This window comes from Bacillota bacterium (assembly GCA_013314855.1).
Classification (GTDB): Bacteria; Bacillota; Clostridia; order Acetivibrionales; family DUMC01; genus Ch48.
In genome coordinates this window covers 1-21,253 of record JABUEW010000075.1, presented here as the reverse complement: position 1 = coordinate 21,253, position 21,253 = coordinate 1, and the positions used below count along the sequence as shown (strand labels likewise).

At 48.4% G+C, this 21,253-nt stretch carries 27 protein-coding genes; 23 read left to right on the top strand and 4 right to left on the bottom strand.

The window, feature by feature from the left end; translation table 11 throughout:
• The 23 genes from HPY74_13160 to HPY74_13050 all read left to right on the top strand — a co-directional run.
• Positions 1 to 307 (top strand): helicase (locus HPY74_13160; GenBank protein ID NSW91599.1); only part of this gene is annotated, 307 nt, incomplete at its 5' end.
• 11 nt (positions 308 to 318) lie between these two features.
• Positions 319 to 1,275 carry a toprim domain-containing protein gene (locus HPY74_13155; protein ID NSW91598.1) on the top strand — a complete coding sequence of 319 codons (957 nt, stop codon included), beginning with the start codon at positions 319 to 321 and terminating at the stop codon, positions 1,273 to 1,275.
• Positions 1,276 to 1,350: 75 nt separating this feature from the next.
• Complete coding sequence (locus HPY74_13150; GenBank protein NSW91597.1) at positions 1,351 to 1,641, top strand: type II toxin-antitoxin system Phd/YefM family antitoxin; 291 nt, start codon at positions 1,351 to 1,353, stop codon at positions 1,639 to 1,641.
• Positions 1,619 to 1,936: a type II toxin-antitoxin system RelE/ParE family toxin gene (locus HPY74_13145; GenBank protein ID NSW91596.1), complete on the top strand. Its 318-nt coding sequence runs from the start codon at positions 1,619 to 1,621 to the stop codon at positions 1,934 to 1,936. Before HPY74_13150 ends, HPY74_13145 begins: the two co-directional genes overlap by 23 nt.
• Before the next feature lie 124 nt (positions 1,937 to 2,060).
• Entirely contained in the window at positions 2,061 to 3,215 is a 1,155-nt protein-coding gene (locus tag HPY74_13140; GenBank protein ID NSW91595.1) for a hypothetical protein, read from the top strand.
• 179 nt (positions 3,216 to 3,394) lie between these two features.
• Complete coding sequence (locus HPY74_13135; protein ID NSW91594.1) at positions 3,395 to 3,613, top strand: hypothetical protein; 219 nt, start codon at positions 3,395 to 3,397, stop codon at positions 3,611 to 3,613.
• 187 nt (positions 3,614 to 3,800) lie between these two features.
• Positions 3,801 to 4,202, top strand: coding sequence for a DUF3849 domain-containing protein (locus HPY74_13130; GenBank protein NSW91593.1), 402 nt, complete (start codon positions 3,801 to 3,803; stop codon positions 4,200 to 4,202).
• Positions 4,199 to 4,570 carry a plasmid mobilization relaxosome protein MobC gene (mobC, locus tag HPY74_13125; GenBank protein NSW91592.1) on the top strand — a complete coding sequence of 124 codons (372 nt, stop codon included), beginning with the start codon at positions 4,199 to 4,201 and terminating at the stop codon, positions 4,568 to 4,570. The genes HPY74_13130 and mobC overlap by 4 nt, the downstream gene beginning before the upstream one ends.
• Positions 4,530 to 5,927, top strand: coding sequence for a relaxase/mobilization nuclease domain-containing protein (locus tag HPY74_13120; GenBank protein ID NSW91591.1), 1,398 nt, complete (start codon positions 4,530 to 4,532; stop codon positions 5,925 to 5,927). Before mobC ends, HPY74_13120 begins: the two co-directional genes overlap by 41 nt.
• Entirely contained in the window at positions 5,878 to 6,711 is an 834-nt protein-coding gene (locus tag HPY74_13115; protein ID NSW91590.1) for a DUF3801 domain-containing protein, read from the top strand. Before HPY74_13120 ends, HPY74_13115 begins: the two co-directional genes overlap by 50 nt.
• A 5-nt stretch (positions 6,712 to 6,716) precedes the next feature.
• Positions 6,717 to 7,616, top strand: a complete 900-nt coding sequence (locus HPY74_13110) for a hypothetical protein (protein ID NSW91589.1) — start codon at positions 6,717 to 6,719, stop codon at positions 7,614 to 7,616.
• Between the two features lie 12 nt (positions 7,617 to 7,628).
• A complete protein-coding gene (locus tag HPY74_13105) occupies positions 7,629 to 7,820 on the top strand; it encodes a hypothetical protein (GenBank protein ID NSW91588.1) in 192 nt (63 codons plus the stop codon).
• Entirely contained in the window at positions 7,807 to 9,570 is a 1,764-nt protein-coding gene (locus HPY74_13100) for a type IV secretory system conjugative DNA transfer family protein (protein ID NSW91587.1), read from the top strand. The genes HPY74_13105 and HPY74_13100 overlap by 14 nt, the downstream gene beginning before the upstream one ends.
• 27 nt (positions 9,571 to 9,597) lie before the next feature.
• Positions 9,598 to 9,903: a glutamyl-tRNA amidotransferase gene (locus HPY74_13095; GenBank protein ID NSW91586.1), complete on the top strand. Its 306-nt coding sequence runs from the start codon at positions 9,598 to 9,600 to the stop codon at positions 9,901 to 9,903.
• Positions 9,904 to 9,908: 5 nt separating this feature from the next.
• Entirely contained in the window at positions 9,909 to 10,136 is a 228-nt protein-coding gene (locus HPY74_13090) for a hypothetical protein (protein ID NSW91585.1), read from the top strand.
• 63 nt (positions 10,137 to 10,199) lie between these two features.
• Complete coding sequence (locus tag HPY74_13085; GenBank protein NSW91584.1) at positions 10,200 to 11,039, top strand: hypothetical protein; 840 nt, start codon at positions 10,200 to 10,202, stop codon at positions 11,037 to 11,039.
• Positions 11,040 to 11,072: 33 nt separating this feature from the next.
• Positions 11,073 to 11,270 (top strand): hypothetical protein, encoded by a 198-nt coding sequence (locus HPY74_13080; GenBank protein ID NSW91583.1) that lies wholly within the window; start codon positions 11,073 to 11,075, stop codon positions 11,268 to 11,270.
• 60 nt (positions 11,271 to 11,330) lie between these two features.
• Complete coding sequence (locus tag HPY74_13075; GenBank protein NSW91582.1) at positions 11,331 to 11,696, top strand: PrgI family protein; 366 nt, start codon at positions 11,331 to 11,333, stop codon at positions 11,694 to 11,696.
• The gene (locus HPY74_13070; GenBank protein NSW91581.1) at positions 11,689 to 14,025 is read left to right on the top strand and encodes an ATP-binding protein; all 2,337 of its coding nucleotides are present in this window, start codon (positions 11,689 to 11,691) and stop codon (positions 14,023 to 14,025) included. The genes HPY74_13075 and HPY74_13070 overlap by 8 nt, the downstream gene beginning before the upstream one ends.
• A gap of 72 nt (positions 14,026 to 14,097) precedes the next feature.
• Positions 14,098 to 14,505 (top strand): hypothetical protein, encoded by a 408-nt coding sequence (locus HPY74_13065; protein ID NSW91580.1) that lies wholly within the window; start codon positions 14,098 to 14,100, stop codon positions 14,503 to 14,505.
• Between the two features lie 45 nt (positions 14,506 to 14,550).
• A complete protein-coding gene (locus tag HPY74_13060) occupies positions 14,551 to 16,191 on the top strand; it encodes a hypothetical protein (GenBank protein NSW91579.1) in 1,641 nt (546 codons plus the stop codon).
• A 106-nt stretch (positions 16,192 to 16,297) separates the two neighbouring features.
• The gene (locus HPY74_13055) at positions 16,298 to 16,444 is read left to right on the top strand and encodes a hypothetical protein (GenBank protein NSW91578.1); all 147 of its coding nucleotides are present in this window, start codon (positions 16,298 to 16,300) and stop codon (positions 16,442 to 16,444) included.
• Positions 16,445 to 16,536: 92 nt separating this feature from the next.
• On the top strand, positions 16,537 to 17,241 hold the full coding sequence (locus HPY74_13050) for a JAB domain-containing protein (protein NSW91577.1): 705 nt from the start codon (positions 16,537 to 16,539) through the stop codon (positions 17,239 to 17,241).
• Between the two features lie 447 nt (positions 17,242 to 17,688).
• Here HPY74_13050 and HPY74_13045 read toward each other — a convergent pair whose 3' ends face one another.
• The 4 genes from HPY74_13045 to HPY74_13030 form a co-directional block, all read right to left on the bottom strand.
• Entirely contained in the window at positions 17,689 to 19,266 is a 1,578-nt protein-coding gene (locus tag HPY74_13045; protein NSW91576.1) for an IS66 family transposase, read from the bottom strand.
• Positions 19,267 to 19,369: 103 nt separating this feature from the next.
• Positions 19,370 to 19,732 (bottom strand): IS66 family insertion sequence element accessory protein TnpB, encoded by a 363-nt coding sequence (gene tnpB / locus HPY74_13040; protein ID NSW91575.1) that lies wholly within the window; start codon positions 19,730 to 19,732, stop codon positions 19,370 to 19,372.
• Complete coding sequence (locus HPY74_13035; protein NSW91574.1) at positions 19,729 to 20,034, bottom strand: hypothetical protein; 306 nt, start codon at positions 20,032 to 20,034, stop codon at positions 19,729 to 19,731. Before HPY74_13035 ends, tnpB begins: the two co-directional genes overlap by 4 nt.
• 105 nt (positions 20,035 to 20,139) lie before the next feature.
• The coding region (locus HPY74_13030) for an ImmA/IrrE family metallo-endopeptidase (GenBank protein ID NSW91573.1) at positions 20,140 to 21,253 on the bottom strand (1,114 nt) is incomplete at its 5' end.

The following is a 21,253-nucleotide window of genomic DNA, read 5'->3' as shown; positions in this document are numbered from 1 at the left end:
TACGGTCACACTGGGCACGGACATCCACGGCAACATCACAAGGCTCAATAATGCTCTTGCAGAAATACCAAAAAAACTGGAATACTGCCGGGAACAGTTAAAAACGCTCCACCAGCAGATGGAAACAGCAAGGGAACAGATTGACATCCCCTTTGAAAAGGAGCAGGAGCTGCAAGCAAAGTCCGCGCGGCTGGCAGAGCTGAACATTTTGCTCAACATGGATAAACATGAAAATGAGGTGTTCGACGGCGAGCCGGACGAGGATATAGATGTGCCGGAAAAGAAAGCCGTGGGCTATGAAAGATGAGGTGAAAAAACATGCCCTATGTAACACTGGAGCAGATTGAGAGCGCAAAGCAAATGGATCTGCTAACTTATCTGCAATATTACGAGCCTCAGGAGCTGGTGCGCTTTTCAGGCAACGTCTATACCACCCGCACCCATGACAGCCTGAAAATCAGCAACGGGAAATGGTGCTGGTGGTCGCGCAACATCGGCGGGCACTCCGCCCTGGACTATCTCATCAAGGTGCGGGGCATGACGCTCCCCGAAGCGGTGCTTCAGATAAACGGGCAGGCGGCTGTCATGCCGCCTGTTTCGCCAAAAGCACAGGAACCCTCCGAGCCAAAAAAACTGCTATTGCCGGAAAAAAACGAAAACAACGACCGCGTGATTGCCTACCTCATAGGGCGCGGCATTCACCGGGAGATTATAGACTACTGCATCCGGACCAAACGGCTGTATGAAAGCCGCGATTATCATAACGCCGTCTTTATCGGCTTTGACCGGCATGGCGTTCCCAAATATGCTACTCTCCGTGGAACGTTTGGCAAACGGTTTATGGGGGAAGTAAACGGAAGCGATAAGCACTTCTCCTTCTCTATTCCGGCCAGGAACGAATGCAGCAAACTGCACCTGTTTGAAAGCGCCATTGATTTATTGTCATACGGCACTTTGGAATTGCTTTCCGGCAGGGACTGGCGGCAGGAAAACTGCCTGTCCCTTGCGGGCATTTATATGCCGAAAAAGATTATTGAGGAAAGTACTCCACCCGCCGCACTCATGCAATACTTAAAAGACTTCCCGCAAATTAAGGAAATCGCTTTACATCTGGACAACGACACGGCCGGACGGCTGGCGGCAAAGACTATCAAGACCATCCTCCCGTCCGCCTACGCCGTGTCCGATGAGCCACCCGAACGCGGAAAGGATTATAACGACTATCTGAGAATTGTATTAAGAATACGGCAGCAACAAGAACGCGAACTGTTATAATTAAGAGAATTGATTGATATCATAGCATGAAAGGAGTATAATATGGTTAGAATGTTGCTACAAGGAGCTGATATCATGCAGATTAAACCGTCCGCAAGCATCAGGCAAAACTACAATGAAATTGCGGCTTTGTGCAAGTCTACCGGAGAACCTGTTTTTCTTACCAAAAACGGTGAAGGAGATCTTGTCGTCATGGATATAGAAGCGTTTACCCGCCGCGAAAAAATGTTGAAGCTGCGCGAAGAACTGCTAGCTGTTGAGGAAGACCGTCTGGCAGGGCGTGCCGGAGTTACACCGGATGAACTGGACAGCTATCTCGAAAGCATTATTGATGAGGTGGAACATGGAAAAGAAGGTTCAATATAAGGTGGTTGTTTCCGACCGTGCTCGTCAAATGTTGGCGGGCCATGTCCGTTTTCTGGCGCAGAAAAGTCCCACCGCCGCCCGCAAGGTAAAAAACGACCTGATGGACGCTATCCGTTCCCTGCATCAAATGCCGGAGCGTTTTCCATTTCTGGAGGCAGAATTTATCCCTCCGAATAAATATCACAAGATGTTCGTAGAGAAATGGTATTTGATTTTGTATCAGATCAAAGACCAGACGGTGTACGTTGATTATATCGTTGATTGCAGACAGGATTATGGGTGGCTGGTGCGGTAGATTTCGATAAATGGCGCAACTGATTGCTAGACTAAAAATAGGAAGTTACTGAACCTTCAGGGTATGTCTATACTGAAAGTTCACAAAACACCTCAAACAGGTGATTGCTTTTAGGAGGATCACGATGAAATTTAATATTTTTTATTCATGGCAATCTGATCTCCCCAGTAAAGATAATCGTTCATTTATTGAAGAATGTATTAAAAAAGTAATAAAAATGATCGCTGGTGATATTAATGTAGGAGAAATTTTTGAATATGATCGTGATACTAAAGGAGCTTCAGGATCTCCTGATATAGCAGATATAATTTTCAATAAAATAGCTAAAAGCGATATATTTATTTGCGATATTTCTATAATCAATCCAGACTATTACGGTAGAAAAATGCCCAATCCAAATGTTTTAGTCGAACTCGGTTATGCAGCAAAAACAATTGGATGGGAAAAAATTATTTGCTTTTTCAATATAAAATATGGATGTCTTAATGATATCCCATTTGATTTAAACCATCGAAGAATTTTTCAATATAATTCTGATACCGAAAATGAAAAACAAAATGTAGCAAATGGATTAGCTGAAGCAATTAAGCTTATGTATAGTAGGGGACTTCTGTTTAATCCATTAAAAGATTATATGAAAGGGAAAATTGATTATGGTATATTGGGTATTCTAAAACAAATTAGCTGCATGGTTTATAGGACAATTACAATGTCAGAGGCATTAGCAAAAACATCTGAATTATTGTCATTAAAAAAAGACCAATTGCTTTCAATACTTAAGAAAAGGGAGCCAATTTTAGGCTTTTTTGCAAATAACGATTTAAATGAGATAAAAGAAATGCTTACACAAATATTTACAACTCTTACTACATCCAACCTATATCCATTAGAATGGTCACTAACCGTTTTAAAATTATTAGATTGGATAAGACAATACCAATATTTGATTTCAGATAGAGCAAAAAAAAAGTTATATTGCAGTGTGCTGTCACCAGCATCTAACTTAAAAGTTATCTCTGCCAATAAAATGAATCCAAACAATCCTCCAAATTCTTATCTGCTTCTAAAGAAAGTCGGAAAAGATGCAGGACAAGTATTATATTCTGCAACAATGCCTAACATTGATGAAAAGTATTTATTATCTCCATATACAATGAATGAGTGTGCCATTGATATTTTTTCTGACTGTATTTTTGAAATAATCACACTGGGAAATAAATGGCTAGACGAAACGGGAGGTGAATTTATTCTTGATCCTGACTATTACAAAATTCATTAAACTTTAAACACTACTATGGATTTGTTATAACGGTTAATTTTTTTATGGTATGTATTAATCAGATTAGGCAACTTCGATTAATCCATAATATAATCAGTTTTCATTAAAGTTGTTAAAGGTGCTGAAAAATCAGTGCCTTTTTCTTTTGCGTAAAAATCAAGAAAGGAGGCTTTGCTTTTATGAAAACCTATCAGGTGGAAATCAAAGAAACCCTTTGCATGACCGTAGAGATCGAAGCAGAAAATGCACAGCAAGCGGAAGCGATGGTGCAGGAAGCATACAACAATGAAGAATACATCCTCGACGCGGAACACTTTGCAGGTGTGGAGTTTGCCGCACGGGAAAAAGAAATCGAAGCGCGGAGCAGGAACCAAAAGCGCCGCGAGTATGAACGCTGACCAAGACTTCCTTTTCGGCTGGTAGAATCTTAAGCCAACCGTAACATGACAACACAAGACCGCTGTCTTGTGTTGCAGCAAGCACTGAATTTGGCTATCCAAATTCGCTTGTTAGGGGCTTTTGCCCCTAATACCCCCCTTTCGCCTTTCGCCGTCGTGCCAAAACAATGAAAGAGGTGATACATGTATGGAAGAACTGCAACAAAAATGGCATGAGGAATTCCGCGCCGTTCTCGCCTGCAAGAACGCATTTATGGAAAATGCGGCACTCTCACACAGCTACTATGACCATAAACTGCCCGAATTCCTAAAAGAAATCATTCAAGTGCATGGACAGGACCGTGTCCGGCAGGTGCTGGCCGCAACCGTCAATCATGCCCTCTGGGATGGAAGGTACTACCGCTCGGTGAAAGAATGGGCGGCTCAGGTTGAACCCTTTCCGCAGTTTCCGGGGCATCAGGGAGAACCACGGCACTTTCACGAGTTTTGCATCAACGATCATCCAGTCATCGTAAACGACACAGTGCGGCTTCTGATGAAGCAGGAAAAAGAGCTTGCCCACCCCAAACGAAAGGAGCCGGAACGATGAGAAAACGGAATATCCAAATCATTGTGCGGCTGAACGCCAAAGAGCAACAGCACCTTGCCAAACAGGTTAAGAAATCCGGCCTTTCGCAGGAAGCATTTATCCGTACCCTCATCAACGGTTACGTGCCCAAAGAGCTTCCCCCACCCGACTATTACGCCATGATGCGGGAGCTTCACGCCATCGGCAGCAACTTAAACCAGATTGCGGCAAAGGCAAACGCCACAGGACATATCGACAGGACGGTGTTCCAGTATGAAGCTAACCGGCTCCGCAAGGCCGTGCTGGATATACAGGCGGCGGTCACGTCGCCGGAAAGGAGGGAAAATAATGGCAACCACGGCGATATGGGATGTGACAGACCGCCTTAACCGGGTGATCGACTATGCCACCAATCCCGAAAAAACCGGGAACCTCGATTTTTCAACTACCGTCTTTCAGGGCCTGCAGAACGTGCTGGAATATACCGAGCAGGATGTCAAGACCGAAAAGCAATTCTATGTTACCGGCATCAACTGCGATCCAGCCACCGCCTACGAGCAAATGTCCCGGACAAAGCTGCAATTCCAGAAAACGGACGGCATTCTTGCCTTCCACGGATATCAGTCCTTCGCTCCGGGGGAAGCCACCCCCGAAACCGCCCACGCCATCGGCGTAAAGCTGGCGCAGGAGCTTTGGGGCGACCGCTTTGAGGTGGTGGTTTCCACCCACCTGGACAAACATCATCTGCATAACCATTTTGTGCTGAACTCCGTATCCTTTATGGACGGCAAGCGGTATTACGACAACAACGCCACCTACGCCCTCATGCGGCAGACCTCCGACCGGCTATGCAGGGAATATTCCCTGTCCGTCATTGAAAACCCGCAAAAGGGCAAATCCAGGCACTATGCCGAATGGAAGACCGAGCAGGAAGGCAAACCCACCTGGCGGGGCCTCATCCGCGAGGATGTGGACAAAGCCATTGCCGCATCTATGACCTTCACGCAATTTATCGCTGCTTTACGAAAACAGGGCTACAAGGTAAAAACCGGCGTAAAATACATGGCGGTGCGTCCTCCGGGAAAGGAACGCTTTGTCCGGCTGAAAACCCTGGGTGACGATTACACCGAGGACGCCATCAAGCAGCGGATACTTCAAAACCGCGCCCCGAAGCGTCCGGAAGTCCTGCCGGAGCCGAAGCGAAAACGCTATGCCGTCAAAGGCGGACTTAATCCCAAAAAGACAAGAAAGCTCACGGGCTTGCAGGCGTTATACTTCCACTACCTTTACAAAATGGGCATTTTGCCAAAACATCGTGCGTCCAGCAAACGGACGCATTTTTTATTGCGCGAGGACATCCGCCATTTGGATGAACTCATTGCTCAAACCAAGCTGCTGTGTACTCATCACATTGAGAACAAGGAGCAGCTTCTCACGTACCAGAACGGACTGGAGCAGGAAATGGCAGCCCTGTCCGACGCCCGCAAATCTCTTTATCATCGGCTGCGCCGGTGTAAAGACCATGAGCAAACAGCACAGTATAAGCAGCAGATTTCAGAACTTTCCAGGAAGCTGTCCCTGTTCCGAAAGGAGGTGAAGCTCTGTACGGGCATCCTGTCCCGTTCCGAAGAAATGAAGAAGAAACTGCTTCAGGTTCAACAGGAGGAAATCCATCAAGGAAAGGAGGAAAAAATCTATGAACAGCGGAGCCGACGCAGCGGACCAAATCGTCAATATGACCCTTAAAGGGATTGAGGTGATGGCCAAAATCTCCGGCGAAGGCGCGAAAAACCTTGCCACCTACCTGTACGCTGTGCTGAAAGACCAAAAAAGGACTAAGGGCAAAATCCGTCTGGAGGGGCTTTTGCGTAGCGGCAAGGAGCTGAAAGTCTTTGCGGTGCGCAACGAGGACTTAAAGAAGTTTTGCCAGGAGGCCAAACGCTACGGTGTCCTCTATTGCGCCCTCCGTGACAAAAATGACACGGACGGCATGTGCGACATCATGGTGCGGGCGGAGGATGCTTCCAAAATCAATCGCATTGTGGAACGCTTCAAGCTTGCCACCGTGGATACGGCAAGCATCAAGAACGAAATCGAGAAATCCAGGGCCGCCAAACAGAAGGATAATATACCGCATAAAGAAGGCCCGGACGAAAAAGCGCCTCCCGAAAAAGGAACGCCCGCCGAAAAAAGCGCGGACGATTTTCTGCATGAACTCATGGCAAAGCCCGACCGGCCGGAGCCGGTCAAGGAACAACCGGACAACCCAAACCCCACGACGGCGACGGCGGAGAAACCCCTTCCGTCCGAGCCTACTTACGAGCGCAGCGGGAAAGCCGCCGAGGGTGCTATTGAGCTGCCGAGAAGATCAATCCGGGAAGAACTGCAGGAAATCAAGGCCGCTCAAAAGGAACAAGCGGCGGAACCCAGGCGCGAGCCTGCCAAAGAGCAGCCGCAGGCTTCAAAGCAGAATGCCAAATCCAACAGGCAGAAATCCAAATCAAAAAAGTCAAAATCGAAAGCGAGGTAAGATTTATGAGCAGTTTCGACGATCTTTTCCGGCAGGAAAACGAACAGCCTGCTCCCCAAAACGACCTGTCCTTTGACAAAGAGGCATGGAAGCAGCAGAAGCAGGAGAAACGGGAAATGGTTTACGCAATGATCGACGACACGGCAAAAACCGTGGCGCGGGACGGCGCTGCCTTCCAGAAGTACCTGGATGTGCAGAGCCGCTTTGACCGCTACAGTGTGGCCAACGCCCTTCTGATTCTTGCGCAGAAGCCGGATGCAACCCGCATTGCGGACTTTGACACCTGGAAGGAGCAAGGCGCCTACATCCGCAAAAAGGAAACCGGCTTCTACATCCTGGAGCCGGGCGAGGAGTACCGGCGCGACGACGGCAGCGTCGGCATCAGCTACAACCTGAAAAAGATGTTCGACATTTCCCAGACCGGAAACAGCCGCAAACGGGAAACACCCACCTATCCCGACGACCGCACCCTCATCAAGGCGCTGATGCACCATGCGCCGGTGCCTATCCGCATCAGCGACGCCCTGACGGACGGCACAAATGCCCTGTACCGGCCGGAAACAAGGGAAATCCAAATCCGAAGGGGCATGGATGCGGGGAATATTTTCTGCGCCCTTTCCCAGGAGCTGGCCCATGCGGAAATGGATACGGGAAATGGGAGCTACCGCCGTTCCGACCATGCCTTCCGCGCCTACTGCGTGTCTTATATGCTCTGCAGGCAGTACGGCGTGGATACAAACGGCTACCGCTTCGACCGCGCTCCCCAAATGCTGGAGGGCATGGACCCGCAGGAGATCCGCGCCGAGCTTTCGGTTATACGGGAGACTGCTGTCGAAATTTCCGGCAGGATGAACCGGATGCTTTCGCAGCAAAGACAGCAAATACGGCAGGAGCCGGAACGTTAGGAGGGATTGCCTATGAAGGAAGAAGAAAGGGTGCTTACCCTGGACAATTACGAATACGGCGTTGTGGTGAACGCCTTGAATGAGCTCAGAAACGACCTGATTAAAGAAGAACGGCCCACCGACGCCGTTGACGAACTGCTTTTAAAAACCATTGACGCCCCGACAAAAAAACAAAAGCGCAGGAGCCACCATGAGGCGCGATGAAACCGCAAGGAGCAGCCTGATACTCTTTGCGGTTTTTTTAATTCCGGTGGTGTGGGCGGCATTATTGACCGCCCCTTCCCTTTCCGGCGGACTTCCCGAAATCCTTGTCAACCTTAGCAAGGCGATGGACAATCCCTTTGACATCCGATGGGTGGACGACACACCCAAGTGCATCCTGCTGTTTATCGCCGCCTATTGTCTGGGCATCGGAATTTACCTGTCCACCAAGCGCAATTACCGGCGGAGGGAGGAACACGGCAGCGCACGCTGGGGCGGCGCGGCGGCTGTCAATAAAAAGTACCGGGACAAAGACCCGCAGAAAAACAAAATCCTTACACAGAACGTCCGCATCGGCCTTGACGGCCGGAAACATCGGCGCAACCTGAATGTCATGGTTGTGGGTGGCTCCGGCTCCGGCAAAACGAGATTTTATGCCAAGCCAAACGTCATGCAGGCCAACACCTCTTTCGTCGTACTCGACCCAAAAGGCGAAATTCTCCGGGACACGGGGAACCTGCTCAAAGCAAATGGCTACGAAATCAAGGTGCTGGATTTAATCAACATGCACCTGTCCCACTGCTACAATCCCTTTGCCTACTTGAAGGACGACAAGGACGTGTTAAAGCTGGTCACCAACCTGATCCGCAACACCACGCCCAAAGGCAGCAACACCAACGATCCCTTCTGGGAACGCTCCGAAACCGCACTGCTGGAGGCTTTGATTCTCTACCTTCTTTATGAAGCGCCGCCGGAAGAACAAAATTTCCCGATGGTCATGGAGATGATCGCCGCCGCCGAAGTCCGGGAGGATGACGAAACCTATCAAAGCCCCCTTGACGAGCTGTTTGAACGGCTGGAAATGCGGGAACCGGAGCACCTGGCGGTCAAGCAGTACAACATCTTCAAGCTGGCGGCGGGAAAAACCGCCAAGTCTATTCTAATCGGCCTGGGCGTCCGGCTGGAAAAGTTCAACCTGACCACCCTTGCGGGAATCACCACGGTGGACGAAATGGAGCTGTCCTCCATCGGGGAGAAAAAGACGGCGCTCTTTGCCGTGATACCCGACAACGACAGCAGTTTCAACTTCATTGTCGGCATGCTCTATACCCAGCTTTTCCAAAGCCTCATGTACCTTGCCGACTATAAGTACGGAGGCCGCCTGCCCGTCCATGTCCACTTTGTCATGGATGAGTTTGCGAATGTCGCCCTGCCGGATGAGTTTGACAAGCTGCTTTCCACCATGCGTTCAAGGGAAATATCGGTGTCCATCATCCTGCAAAACCTGGCGCAATTAAAAGCCCTGTTCAAAGACACCTGGGAATCCATTGTCGGAAACTGCGACGAATTCCTGTACCTTGGAGGCAATGAGCAGTCAACCCACAAGTATGTGTCCGAGCTTTTGGGCAAGGAAACCATCGACACCAACACCTACGGACTGAGCAGAGGCAGGAACGGAAGCTACTCCACCAATTACCAGCAGTCCGGCCGCGAGCTTCTGACCCCCGACGAGGTGCGGATGCTGGACAACCGCTTTGCCCTGCTGTTCATCCGGGGGGAACGGGCAGTGATGGATGAAAAGTACGATATTTTAAAACACCCCAATCTGAAGCTGACCGTTGACGGCGGCAGCCAACCCTTCCGGCATGGCGGTGCCGAAAACGCCCTGGACTGGAAAGCCGTAGCCTTAAACGAAGAAGGCGATTACGAGCTTCTCTCCGAGGAAGAACTCGAAGCGATGCTTCAATCCTAAAAACCAAAAAATCAGGAGGTATGATTCATGAAAATTTCCAAGAAAACCAAAAGGACATTCGCCGTTTATTGCGCATTGGTGCTGGTGATCCTCTTTACCTCACCTGTCTATGCGGCCGACGACCCGCTGACCGTCGTCAACAACCTGTCCAACTTCATATTCGGGCTGATCCGGGCCATCGGTCTGATCCTGCTGGGCTTCGGCATTGTGCAGATCGGCCTTTCTCTCAAATCCCACGATCCGTCCCAGAGGGCCAATGGCTTCCTGACCCTTGCCGGCGGCATAATTATCACCTTTGCCAAAGAAATTCTGAATCTCATTACAGGAGGTTGATTGCTATGTTTAACAAATTCCCGATTACTGAAAAAATGCACATTCATTCACTGGACGGCGAACTGCGGGAAGCTACCATCCTCAAGAGGCTGGGTGACAACGATTATCTTGCCGAATATAACGGCGTAAAGTGCCATGCAATCTACAACCCGTTTGTCAATAAATTCTATGTGGATGACAAGTATGGCGTCATCAGGGACAAATTGCCCGGCAGGGATGAACCATGCCGGTAACGATCGTAAAGACAGGCCCGCGCTTCATACGCGGGCTTTGTCTTGGAAATGAGGTGAGTTTATTTGGGAAGCGGCAACTGGGTAATTGATAATTTGAACAATGCTCTGGAAACCTGGAATAACAAACTGGCGGAAATCTGGCAGCTTGTGGCCCAATCCCCCACGGAATTTAAAGGCGGCGGCATCTGGAACGTCATCGTAAATATACACGGAGCGCTGCAGGCCGTCGGTCTTGCCCTGCTGGTGCTGTTTTTTGTCATCGGCGTGGTGAAAACCTGCGGCAGCTTTGTCGAAGTCAAAAGGCCGGAACACGCCTTAAAGCTGTTCATACGGTTCGCCCTGGCCAAAGGCGTCGTGACCTACGGGCTGGAGCTGATGATGGCTCTGTTCAACATCGTGCAGGGGATTATCTCCACCATCATGAGAAGCTCAGGGTTAGGGACGGCCACTCAAACCGTCCTGCCGGATACCATTGTGCAGGCCATTCAAAACTGTGGATTTTTCGAAAGCATCCCGCTGTGGGCGGTAACTCTCATCGGCGGACTGTTCATCACGGTGTTTTCCTTCATTATGATCCTGACGGTGTATGGCCGGTTTTTTAAATTGTATTTATATACCGCCATCGCCCCGGTGCCTCTGGCCTCCTTTGCCGGAGAACCAAGCCAGAGCATCGGCAAAGCCTTTTTGAAAGGCTATGCCGCCGTGTGTCTGGAAGGAGCGATCATCGTCCTGGCCTGCGTCATCTTTTCCATCTTTGCGTCCTCCCCCCCGGTGGTAGACACCAGTGCCAGCGCCGTGACGATGGTGTGGTCCTATGTAGGGGAGCTGATTTTCAACATGCTGGTGCTGGTAGGCGCGGTGAAAATGGCCGACCGGGTGGTGCGGGAGATGATGGGGCTGTAGCTATTACTTTAAATAAGCAAAGGAGGTTTCAACATGAAACAGGAAGCTCTCAATGAAAAACTGGAAAAAGAGAAGGAAAAACTCAACAGGCTTGCGGATGAAGCCTTGAAAAATGGTATCCCCCTCACGCAGGATGAGGCATTTATGGCGCAGAACCGCAAGGTTGACTCATTGGTAGTCAAGATACAAAAGGAGAAAGAAAAGTATAGTAAAAATCAACAAGAGCGATAAAACAAACAACCTAATGGTGCTTCGTTAAGAGGCGCTATTCTTATTTGGAGGTGATTGTTTTTGGAAGTCAAGATCAACCGGGAAATCCGGGATTATACCGAAAGCATGTTTTTTGGACTGTCCCTGCGGCAGTTCATTTTTTCTGTCCTGGCCGTCGGCGTGGCCATCGGCATCTATTTCGGCCTGAGGAGCTTCTTCGGCACGGAGACCGTGAGCTGGATGTGCGTTTTGGGGGCTTTCCCCTTTGCGGCCCTGGGCTTTATCAAGTACCACGGCATGACGGCGGAACAGTTTTTATGGGCGTACATCAAATCGGAGTTCCTCATGCCCAAAAAGCTGACCTTTTATCCGACCAACATCTACTATGAGGCACTTAAAAACGTTATCGCGAATCATGAAAAGGAGGAATGGAAACGCCATGATTAAGACCCTGCAAAAAATCATGAAGCAGGATAAGGAAAGGTTTGTCGTCCCCAGAGGCGTCCAGCAGGCCATCCCTATCCGCACCATCTGGCCGGACGGGATTTTCCGGGTAGGCAACAAGTTCTCTAAATCCTTTCGCTTCGAGGACATCAATTACGCGGTGGCGTCCAAGGAGGACAAGGAAGCGATGTTTTTGTCCTACTCGGAGCTTCTCAATTCCTTTGACAGCGGAGCCACCACCAAAATCACCATCAACAACCGCCGCTTAAATAAAGCGGACTTTGAAAGCTCCATCCTCATTCCGTTGAAAAACGACGGCCTGGATGAATACCGCAGGGAGTACAACCAAATGCTTATGGATAAGGCCACAGGCGCAAACAGCATTGTGCAGGATAAATATGTCACCGTGTCGGTGGCAAAGAAGAATATTGAAGAAGCACGCAATTACTTCTCCCGCATCGGCACCGACCTCATCACCCATTTCTCCCGCCTGGGCTCAAAATGCGTGGAGCTGGACGCCACCGACCGCCTCAGAATCCTGCACGACTTTTTCCGTGCAGGCGAGGAAACGGATTTCCGCTTCGATCTGTCCGAAACCATGAGAAAAGGACATGATTTCAAAGACTATATCTGCCCCGACACCTTTGAATTTGAAAGGGACCACTTCCGCATGGGAAACAAATACGGGCGCGTCATCTTCCTGCGGGAGTTTGCCAGCTACATCAAGGACAGCATGGTGTCCGAGCTGTGTGATTTAAACCGCAATATGATGCTGTCCCTGGACATCATCCCCATCCCCACGGACGAAGCCGTACGGGAGGTGGAAAACCGGCTTTTGGGCGTGGAGACCAACATTACCAACTGGCAGAGGCGGCAGAACCAGAACAACAATTTTTCCGCCGTCGTCCCCTATGACATGGAGCAGCAGCGCAAGGAAAGCAAGGAATTCCTCGACGACCTGACCACCCGCGACCAGCGGATGATGTTTGCCGTCCTGACAATGGTGCACATTGCGGACAGCAAGGAGCAGCTTGACAGCGACACCGAAACCCTGTTCACCACCGCACGGAAGCATCTCTGCCAATTCTCCACCCTGACCTTCCAGCAGATGGACGGACTGAACACGGCGCTGCCCTACGGCCTGCGGAAAATAGACGCCATCCGGACGCTGACCACCGAAAGCACTGCGGTGTTCATTCCCTTCCGCGCGCAGGAAATCTCCCACAGCGGCGGCATCTACTACGGGCAGAATGTCATTTCCAAGAATATGATTATCGCCAACCGCAAGCTGCTCTTAAACGGCAACAGCTTCATATTAGGAGTATCCGGCTCCGGCAAGAGCTTTACCGCCAAGAGGGAAATCGTCAATCAGATACTTGCCAGCGATGATGATATTATCCTGATTGATCCGGAGCGCGAATATTCGTCGCTGGTCAGGGCGATGGGCGGCGAGATCATCCATATTTCCGCCACCTCCCCGAACCATATCAACGCCATGGACATGAACCGGGATTACGGCGACGGCGCAAACCCTGTCATCCTGAAATCCGAATTTGTGTTGTCCCTGTGCGAGCAGCTCATCGGCGGCCAGAACCTTGGCGCAAAGCAGAAATCCCTCATCGACCGCTGCACCGCCGGCGTATACCGGAAGTACCTGCAAAGAAATTTTAAGGGGGACCCGCCAACCTTGCAGGACTTCCATGCGGAGTTGCTGAAGCAGTCGGAACCGGAAGCGCAGGAAATCGCCCTTGCCATTGAGCTGTTTACCAGCGGCAGCCTAAACACTTTTGCAAAGCCGACCAACGTGGACGTGAACAACCGCCTCATCTGCTACGACATTCTGGATTTGGGGAAACAGCTACTTCCCATCGGGATGCTGGTGGTGCTGGACAGCATCCTAAACCGCATCACGCAGAACCGGGCCAAGGGCAAAAACACTTTCATCATTATTGATGAAATCTATTTGCTGTTCCAGCATGAATACAGCGCCAATTTCCTGTTTACGCTCTGGAAGCGAGTCAGAAAGTATGGCGCTTTTTGTACAGGTATCACGCAGAACGTGGACGACCTTTTGCAGAGCCATACCGCGCGTACTATGCTGGCAAACTCAGAATTTATCGTCATGCTCAATCAGGCCAGCACCGACCGCATGGAGCTTGCCAGGCTCCTAAACATTTCCGACCTCCAGCTTTCCTACATTACCAATGTAGACGCAGGCAACGGTCTAATCAAGGTGGGAAGCTCCCTTGTCCCCTTCACCGACCAATTCCCGCGCAACACCAGGCTCTACCGCCTGATGACCACAAAGCCCGGCGAACAGGCGGAAATATAGGACAATCCATCAAATGCGAAGGGCCGGCCGGTTTCACGGTCAGCCCTTCACCATATTAAGGAGGAAAACACAATGGAAAATATCCGGTTTGCAAACAAGGAACACGAGGCTTTTTATTTCGATATGCTTGCGGCGGCACGCAACAACGACACCTTCCATAAAGCATTTTTCTACACAATGGGAATCAGCGCGGAAACGAGAAGCCATATCCGCTCCCTCTTTGACTTTAAGGAGGACATCATAAAGCCGGAGGGCCTTTCGGCTGCATGGCAGACCGGCAGCACGCACCGCCTGTGCCGCCTTGCCTTCAACCTATGGAACGGGTGGACGGAGGAATGGAACGAAAACCGCTCTACTCCCTACTGGCTATTTGACTGCGGCTTTGCTCCCTACTTTTTTGAAGCCATCCGACTGCGTTATCCAGAATATTGCAGAAGCATGGAGCGTCCCGCTCCTTATTTTTCCCGATCAGAGCGGTAAATCCGTTGAAAAGACTCAACCAAATCGAGGAAGGAGGTGCGTGTGTTGAAAGATATCAAGACCAAATCGGTCGTCAAGGATATTAAGGTGCTGGATAAGGCAACGGACGTATCCCGCAGGGCAAAAAACGCCTATATACGCACTAAGGAGCAGGCGGAACGGCTCGGGCATAACGAGGACGGCAACTATGTGGACGATGCCGCAAACAGCGTCCGGGATGGTGCAGAAACCGTTGTCCGGAAAACCGGACATACCGCTGGAAACTACGGCAAGAAGGCGGTTGAAAAAATACAGGAATGCCGCGAACCGGATGCAGATGCTCCACGTTACCACGATTCCAACAGGGAGAATGCCCGTCACACCTCCACAAGTGAAGTAAAGGAAGCAGTACACAGGGATGTTGCCCGGACTGAAACAAAACTGGCAACGGAACATGGCACAACCTCGATAAAAGCAAAGGAAGCAGTGAGACATAACGTTTCCCAACTCGGAGCAAAGCAAGCGGCAAAGCGGAATGCCGCCCAATCCAGGGCAAAGGAAACCCTCAAGCGGAAATTTACCCTGTCAAAACCGAATGAATTGGCAAAACGCAGGTTTGTTCAAAACAGGGCAAAACAGCGGCTTACAGAAGCCGGAGAAATCCGGCTGTCAACTCAGAAAGTTGCCCAAACACAGGCGCGGCAGGCAGCAGGGCGCACCACTTTACATCCCGTGCGGCCTCCCCTTTTTCAACCGGCCGAAAAAGCAGCGGCGCAGGTCCTCCACCCCTCCGGCACACCGGGACACACCATCAGGCAAGCCGCCGATACTGGTGTCAAAAGTATAAAGGAAGCCACAAAAGGTACGGTGAAAACGGCGCAAAGATCGATCAAGACCGCCGGTCATACTGCCAGGGCTGCCGTTAAGACCTCGCAGGCGGCGGCAAAAACCGCCGCCAAAACCGCACAGTCCGCCCAAAGGGCGGCCCAGACTACACGGACGGCAAGAGCAGCGGCTGTTTCGGCAAAGACAGCAGTAAAGGCAATGCTGGCCACCATAAAGGCGATCATCGCGGCGGCCAAGAGCCTGATTGCTCTGATTGCCGCCGGCGGCTGGATAGCAGTGGTGGTCATTCTTGTGATATGTCTTGCGGGGCTTTTGTTAGGCTCAGCATTCGGCATATTTTATTCCAATGAAAGCTTCGATGGGAACACGCCTGTCATGACGGAGGTTGTCAACCAGCTTAATGAGGAATTCACGGCGGAAATCCAACGGATAAAGGTTGAAAATCCCCATGATACCCTGGAGCTGTCCGGCAGCGATAGCATCTCCGCAAACCAATGGCGGGAAATCCTGGCGGTCTATGCGGTCAAGGCGGCTGCCGATCCGGAAAACGGCATGGAGGTTGCCACCCTCGACGATACAAAGGTGGGAATCCTGCGGGACGTCTTTTGGGACATGAACAAAATCGACTATTGGATAGAAACCATTGAGCATGAGGAAACGGTAACCACCACTGACGAGGACGGCAATGAAACCACGGAAACCATCACCACCACCGAAACCATCCTGCATATCAATATAACCTCCAGATCCCATACGGACATGATTGCCGAGTACGGCTTCAATCCGGATCAGGTAAAAATGCTGAATGAGCTGATGAAGGACGAATACCAGGAGCTTTTCATGCAGCTTACCGGCAGTTAGGCGGATATTACCCTGTCTCCATAGGAAATCGCAGCTCATAGTGGAAGACATCAGAAAATAAACAAAATAGTTTAATGATCAAATCATATGAAAGGTGGAAAAACAGATGAATTTAGAAAAATTAAGGGATACGGAATATATAAAGTGTGTGGAATTATTGGCTGAGTTGATTGACCTGGATGCGGATACAAAAGAAAAAATTCATAAATGCTTTCAAAGTATGGGTATTAAAAATTTTTTTTTTGCATCTTGAATCGGTGGACTTATCCCCTGAGACTTACGAGAAGCTGAAAAGTATAAAGTTCATAATTGAAACAGTTGATGAAAAAGGGGGGCGGGCATAGCATGAAGCAGGATATACGGCATACCGAGAAATTTCTAAAAGGGCTGACAACTTTAACAGGACTGCCCTATAAAAAGGTCCAGCAGTATGTAAAAGAAAACAACCCCCTTAACATCCTGGAGCATCCCCACATTATGGAGCCAAATGAGAAGCAGCTTGAAAAGATAGGGCTGCTCAATGAGTTTATTGCCTCTTACAACATTTTGAAAATCTATGAAAGCAATGATAAGGTCACGCTCAATTCATCAACCTTAGCAGGCCAATATTTTTTAGCCCTTTTGGGAGGAATGAAGGATAAAGAAAGGTTTATGGTGGCTTTTTTAGACAGCGGCAACAACATAATCGAAACAAAGACCATGTCGGAAGGGAGTATCGGACAAACGGCGGTTTATCCAAGAGAAATATTGAAATATGCCCTTGCTTGTGATTGCAATGCAATGATTTTAGCCCATAACCATCCCGGAGGCTCTAAAAATTTTTCTCCGGAGGATAGGGCATTGACACAGAGAATTGTTGACATTTTTCATCCACTTGAGATCAAAGTTCTGGATCACATTATTGTGAGTGGCACAAGCTATTCTTCCATGGCAGAAAAAGGGATTGTCCCCTACCAGAGCAAAGGTACGGCAAATTATGAAGAGATTGCATTAGGCGCAATACCGGTAGAAGAGAAGCGGAACAGGTTTAAACATACACACTCGCGTTAAAACAAATATGAAAAACCTACTCTTACGTTGCATCAACGCCAACTCTAAAATCATAGCCACAGCAGAAAGGACTGCTTCGCACAAACTAGTACACTGTCAACTCATAAACTATAATGAACTGTGTTTGTATACGCACCTACAGCCGGAAGAGTTGATTACCAAAGTATACTTTGGATTTAGAGTTGACATGTACTAGGAGGTGCTTTATGGGCTACTTTACATTCCTCTATTCCTTGAAGCTTTTCCCCTATGCTTGTCATAGGAAAGGTGACACTATGTTCCTTTATAGAATTATATAGTTTAACAGGATTCAGTGTATTGAAAAGAAGCATAATTTAATATACATAGACACCTCTTATATCGTAAGCGCTTAATATCAGGGCGCATTAAGAAAAGTTAAACCCCGGCACAGTTGACTTTGTCGTACCGGGGCATAGATACCTATATTTAACAATTTTCATTATAACAATAATCAGGCAGATTCTCGGACCAAGGCATTAAGTTCTCCAGAAGCGAAGGACAATTCTTGAAGTCAAGAGCTGGCATTGTGCTGAAGATATGTACCAGATATTTAAAAATATTGAGTTTGTTAGCTTTGGCTGTCTCTACAATGCTGTAAATAACGGCACTGGCTCTGGCTCCTTTGGTTGTGTCGGCAAACAGCCAGGATTTCCTGCCGATTACAAATGGCCTAATTGCGTTCTCAGCTCGGTTGTTGGACAATTCGATTTGTCCATCTTTAAGAAATACGCCTAGTGAAGCTTTTTGGTTTAAGGAATAAGTTATGGCCTCGGCAAGTTTTGAGCCTTGGAGAGGGTTCACGGTTTCAAGCCATGACAAGTAAGCCTCAAAGATTGGCCTGGACTGTTCCTGACGCTTAAGTTTCCGTTCTTCCGGAGTAAGTTCTGTTAAATTCTTTTCTATAGCAAAAAGTTGGTTGCAATATTCAAATCCAACGGCAGCAGTAGAACCTCGGATATCTCCACCCTTAGGCAGCGCCTCCTGGTACTTGCGCCTTAGATGAGCCCAGCAGCCGCATCTGGTGACATTCTGTACCTTGTCGTATCCGCTGTAACCATCGGTCTGCAGATAGCCGCTGAATCCCTGCAGGAAGCGACGGGCGTGTTCTCCGGAACGTGTTGGCTGGTATTCAAAAAGTATTATCGGTGGATTTCCAGTATTGCCCGAACAATACACCCACATCCGCGAATCGGACGATGGTTTTTTCCCTTCTTCCTTAAGTACCTGAATCACACTTTCGTCCGCATGAATTACAGCCTCTTTAAGAAGACGAGATTTCATCCTTTCCCAAAGGGGTTCGAGCCAGTCAGTTGCTGCCCGGATGATCCAATTAGCCAATGTCGCTCTGGATAAAACGATACCTTGATTAGCCCAGTCTTTTTCCTGACGGTACAGAGGCATGGCATTTACATACTTCTGATACATGGCGTAAGCTACTGACGAGGGGGAAGCAAGACTCTTCTTAATGACTGGAGCGGGAACAGGTGCTTTTATAATCGTAGCTTCTCCTGTCTCCTTCTCGCAGCTTGCACAGACATAGTTCTCACGAACATAGCGCAGGAGTCTCGTCTGGGCCGGTATGAACTCCAATTCCTCCCGTACAGTTTCTTTGCCGAGGATTCTCATTTTCCCGCCGCATTCCCCGCAGACACGCTTTTCTTCATCCAGCTCACAGAGAATTTCGGTCACAGGAACATTGGCTGCCAGCTCTTCTTTGGTCCGTTTGTTTTTGCGAACATGCCCGGAAACAGTAATTGTTTTAGGCTCTGGTGCGTTGCGGTCAGCCTCGACCTCAGCTTCGTTGAAAAGAGAAGGCTGGTTTTCATCTTGGCCAAGGACATATTTTCTCTTTTCACTGGATTGCCCATACATGGCCTTTTGAAAGTTGGCAAGTATATTCGTAAGCCGATCTACATGCACTTTCAGGTCTTGCACTTGCGTTTCCAGGGATGTTATGTATGCAGTTACCTCAGGCGCTAGGCCCGTTAAATCAAATGTTCTCATTTTATTTTATTATAACATAAAAAGACCCAAAAACCTAGCAAAATCAAGGTTTTGGGCCGTTTTTACAACAAAATCTTTAAATATTGTGGTCTTATTTATTTTTCTAGTAAAAATCTCTGGCTTTAATCTCACCAAAACCCTTAGGCGGGTCTATGGACATCCCTTCCAAGAGTAGACTAAGCTGCCTGACCGTTATGCTTCTTACATCGGCTGGCTTTTGGGGCCATATAAACTTAGCGCCTGCACCGTCCAGCCTTTTGTAATACAAGATAAAGCCGTTGCGATCCCAGCTTAGGGCTTTTAACCGGTTGCGGTCTTTATTGCAGAATAAGAACAAATAGTTGCCGAAGGGATCCATTTTGAATTCTTGTTTCACCATGATAGCCAGGCCATCAACGGACCTGCGTAGGTCCGTGGTTCCACAAGCTAGATAAATCCCATCATAGCTGGTGATGTCTTTCATCATAAGCTATCCACAACTTTCAGCACGTCTGCAAGCAACGCCAAGTTTAATCCGGGATCTGCATGGATGGTCCATTTGCCGCAGTTTAACTTGATTCGGCCGGCAACCTGTTCTTCTTTCGGCAACGTTACAGCAGCCCACTGCTGTTTCCCGTGTTCTATTACCATTTGATTTTTCCTGTTAACTTTGCTTGCCCAGGAAACGTACTGCCGGTATTTGATTCCTTTTTGTTCACACCAAGCCTTTGCGGTCATTCCACTAGCTCGACATTCGGCAACCAGGACCTGCCGTTCTTTAGCGTCCATCTTATTATCCTCCATTTCCGTGATTTTATGGAGATATTATGGCACGCTTGGAACCAGCCGGCCAGGCACCCTAATATTTAGCGCTTACCCTGAATCTATTCTAGATCAGGATTCATCATCTTGCTGTTTCAACTGAATGAGGACGGGCTTTTTTGTAACCTGAGGCTCAAGTGTTCCTTTTTTTAAGCCGAGTAGTTCCTCGATTTCTTTCGGATACATCACAATTCCTCTGCTTTTTAAAACATCCACAAATTCTGCACCAGTCAACTGCTTATTCTGAATCAAAAGTATCAAGGCGCTTTGTAAAAGGTTGCTAGTCAAGTTGTACGGCTTATCTTCTGGCTCCTTTGTTTTCCAACCATTTTTAGAAATCTGACGCATCAAATATTGATATTGATTTGATGTAATAATATCTAGCTGATGCGCTCTATAAACCATCGCCTGAATGGAAACATTCCACTTTTTCTTCAGATGCCTGTAATATTCCAAATTGGTTGGATAGTGAGCTACATCAATGCTAAAGCTCCCTTTTGGAAGGAGAAATGCACTTGCGAAAATATTTGCTTGTCTTTCACGAGCTTTAAACTCTTCCCTGGTAATTGATTCCAAATCCTCACTCCAAGGATGAAGTAAAATGTGCGCAAGTTCATGTGCCATATCAAAACGAGCTCTCGCAATAGATTGCCCTTTTTTTGAGACTACAATAAAGAAAACTTCTTCTCCATTTATTATGGTTCTCTGACTGAAAGCATCAATTTTATCTGCATTGGCATCAAAGCTGGTAATGATGATTCCGTTTGATTCCAAAACATACTGCAGGTCTTTGATTGGCTCAAGACCAAGCCCCCAAAAGTCTCGTACTTGTTGTGCGATTTCCTCAAGTTCAGCAACTTCTGTGTCATTTTCGTACGCATAATCTTCATTCCCGCCATTAAAGCTTATATCCGGTAAGTTCAGTTTCGGGAATACAACCCTTTCAAACAGAGTTTCATAAATTTGCGCAACATATTCGAGTTTAATGCTCTGTGCAGTACGATCTTTTTTTGTGGCACTTAATAAGGATCGAAAATAGGTAGCTTCTGTTTTAACTTGATAAAAGCCTTCTGAACTGAAAAATTCAATTGGGAAGTCTAATGCCCTAGACAGAAGAAGAACATTTTTCAGTTCCGGTTTATTTTTGTTATTTTCATAGAGGGATAGAGACTGCTTACTGATATCT

Excerpts from the sequence above, each read along its gene's own strand:
- HPY74_13155 (NSW91598.1), top strand. The coding sequence starts at position 319 with ATGCCCTATGTAACACTGGAGCAGATTGAGAGCGCAAAGCAAATGGAT.
- HPY74_13150 (NSW91597.1), top strand. The coding sequence starts at position 1,351 with ATGCAGATTAAACCGTCCGCAAGCATCAGGCAAAACTACAATGAAATT.
- HPY74_13145 (NSW91596.1), top strand. The coding sequence starts at position 1,619 with ATGGAAAAGAAGGTTCAATATAAGGTGGTTGTTTCCGACCGTGCTCGT.
- HPY74_13140 (NSW91595.1), top strand. The coding sequence starts at position 2,061 with ATGAAATTTAATATTTTTTATTCATGGCAATCTGATCTCCCCAGTAAA.
- HPY74_13135 (NSW91594.1), top strand. The coding sequence starts at position 3,395 with ATGAAAACCTATCAGGTGGAAATCAAAGAAACCCTTTGCATGACCGTA.
- HPY74_13130 (NSW91593.1), top strand. The coding sequence starts at position 3,801 with ATGGAAGAACTGCAACAAAAATGGCATGAGGAATTCCGCGCCGTTCTC.
- mobC (NSW91592.1), top strand. The coding sequence starts at position 4,199 with ATGAGAAAACGGAATATCCAAATCATTGTGCGGCTGAACGCCAAAGAG.
- HPY74_13120 (NSW91591.1), top strand. The coding sequence starts at position 4,530 with ATGGCAACCACGGCGATATGGGATGTGACAGACCGCCTTAACCGGGTG.
- HPY74_13115 (NSW91590.1), top strand. The coding sequence starts at position 5,878 with ATGAACAGCGGAGCCGACGCAGCGGACCAAATCGTCAATATGACCCTT.
- HPY74_13110 (NSW91589.1), top strand. The coding sequence starts at position 6,717 with ATGAGCAGTTTCGACGATCTTTTCCGGCAGGAAAACGAACAGCCTGCT.
- HPY74_13105 (NSW91588.1), top strand. The coding sequence starts at position 7,629 with ATGAAGGAAGAAGAAAGGGTGCTTACCCTGGACAATTACGAATACGGC.
- HPY74_13100 (NSW91587.1), top strand. The coding sequence starts at position 7,807 with ATGAGGCGCGATGAAACCGCAAGGAGCAGCCTGATACTCTTTGCGGTT.
- HPY74_13095 (NSW91586.1), top strand. The coding sequence starts at position 9,598 with ATGAAAATTTCCAAGAAAACCAAAAGGACATTCGCCGTTTATTGCGCA.
- HPY74_13090 (NSW91585.1), top strand. The coding sequence starts at position 9,909 with ATGTTTAACAAATTCCCGATTACTGAAAAAATGCACATTCATTCACTG.
- HPY74_13080 (NSW91583.1), top strand. The coding sequence starts at position 11,073 with ATGAAACAGGAAGCTCTCAATGAAAAACTGGAAAAAGAGAAGGAAAAA.
- HPY74_13070 (NSW91581.1), top strand. The coding sequence starts at position 11,689 with ATGATTAAGACCCTGCAAAAAATCATGAAGCAGGATAAGGAAAGGTTT.
- HPY74_13065 (NSW91580.1), top strand. The coding sequence starts at position 14,098 with ATGGAAAATATCCGGTTTGCAAACAAGGAACACGAGGCTTTTTATTTC.
- HPY74_13055 (NSW91578.1), top strand. The coding sequence starts at position 16,298 with ATGAATTTAGAAAAATTAAGGGATACGGAATATATAAAGTGTGTGGAA.
- HPY74_13050 (NSW91577.1), top strand. The coding sequence starts at position 16,537 with ATGAAGCAGGATATACGGCATACCGAGAAATTTCTAAAAGGGCTGACA.
- HPY74_13045 (NSW91576.1), bottom strand. The coding sequence starts at position 19,266 with ATGAGAACATTTGATTTAACGGGCCTAGCGCCTGAGGTAACTGCATAC.
- tnpB (NSW91575.1), bottom strand. The coding sequence starts at position 19,732 with ATGATGAAAGACATCACCAGCTATGATGGGATTTATCTAGCTTGTGGA.
- HPY74_13035 (NSW91574.1), bottom strand. The coding sequence starts at position 20,034 with ATGGACGCTAAAGAACGGCAGGTCCTGGTTGCCGAATGTCGAGCTAGT.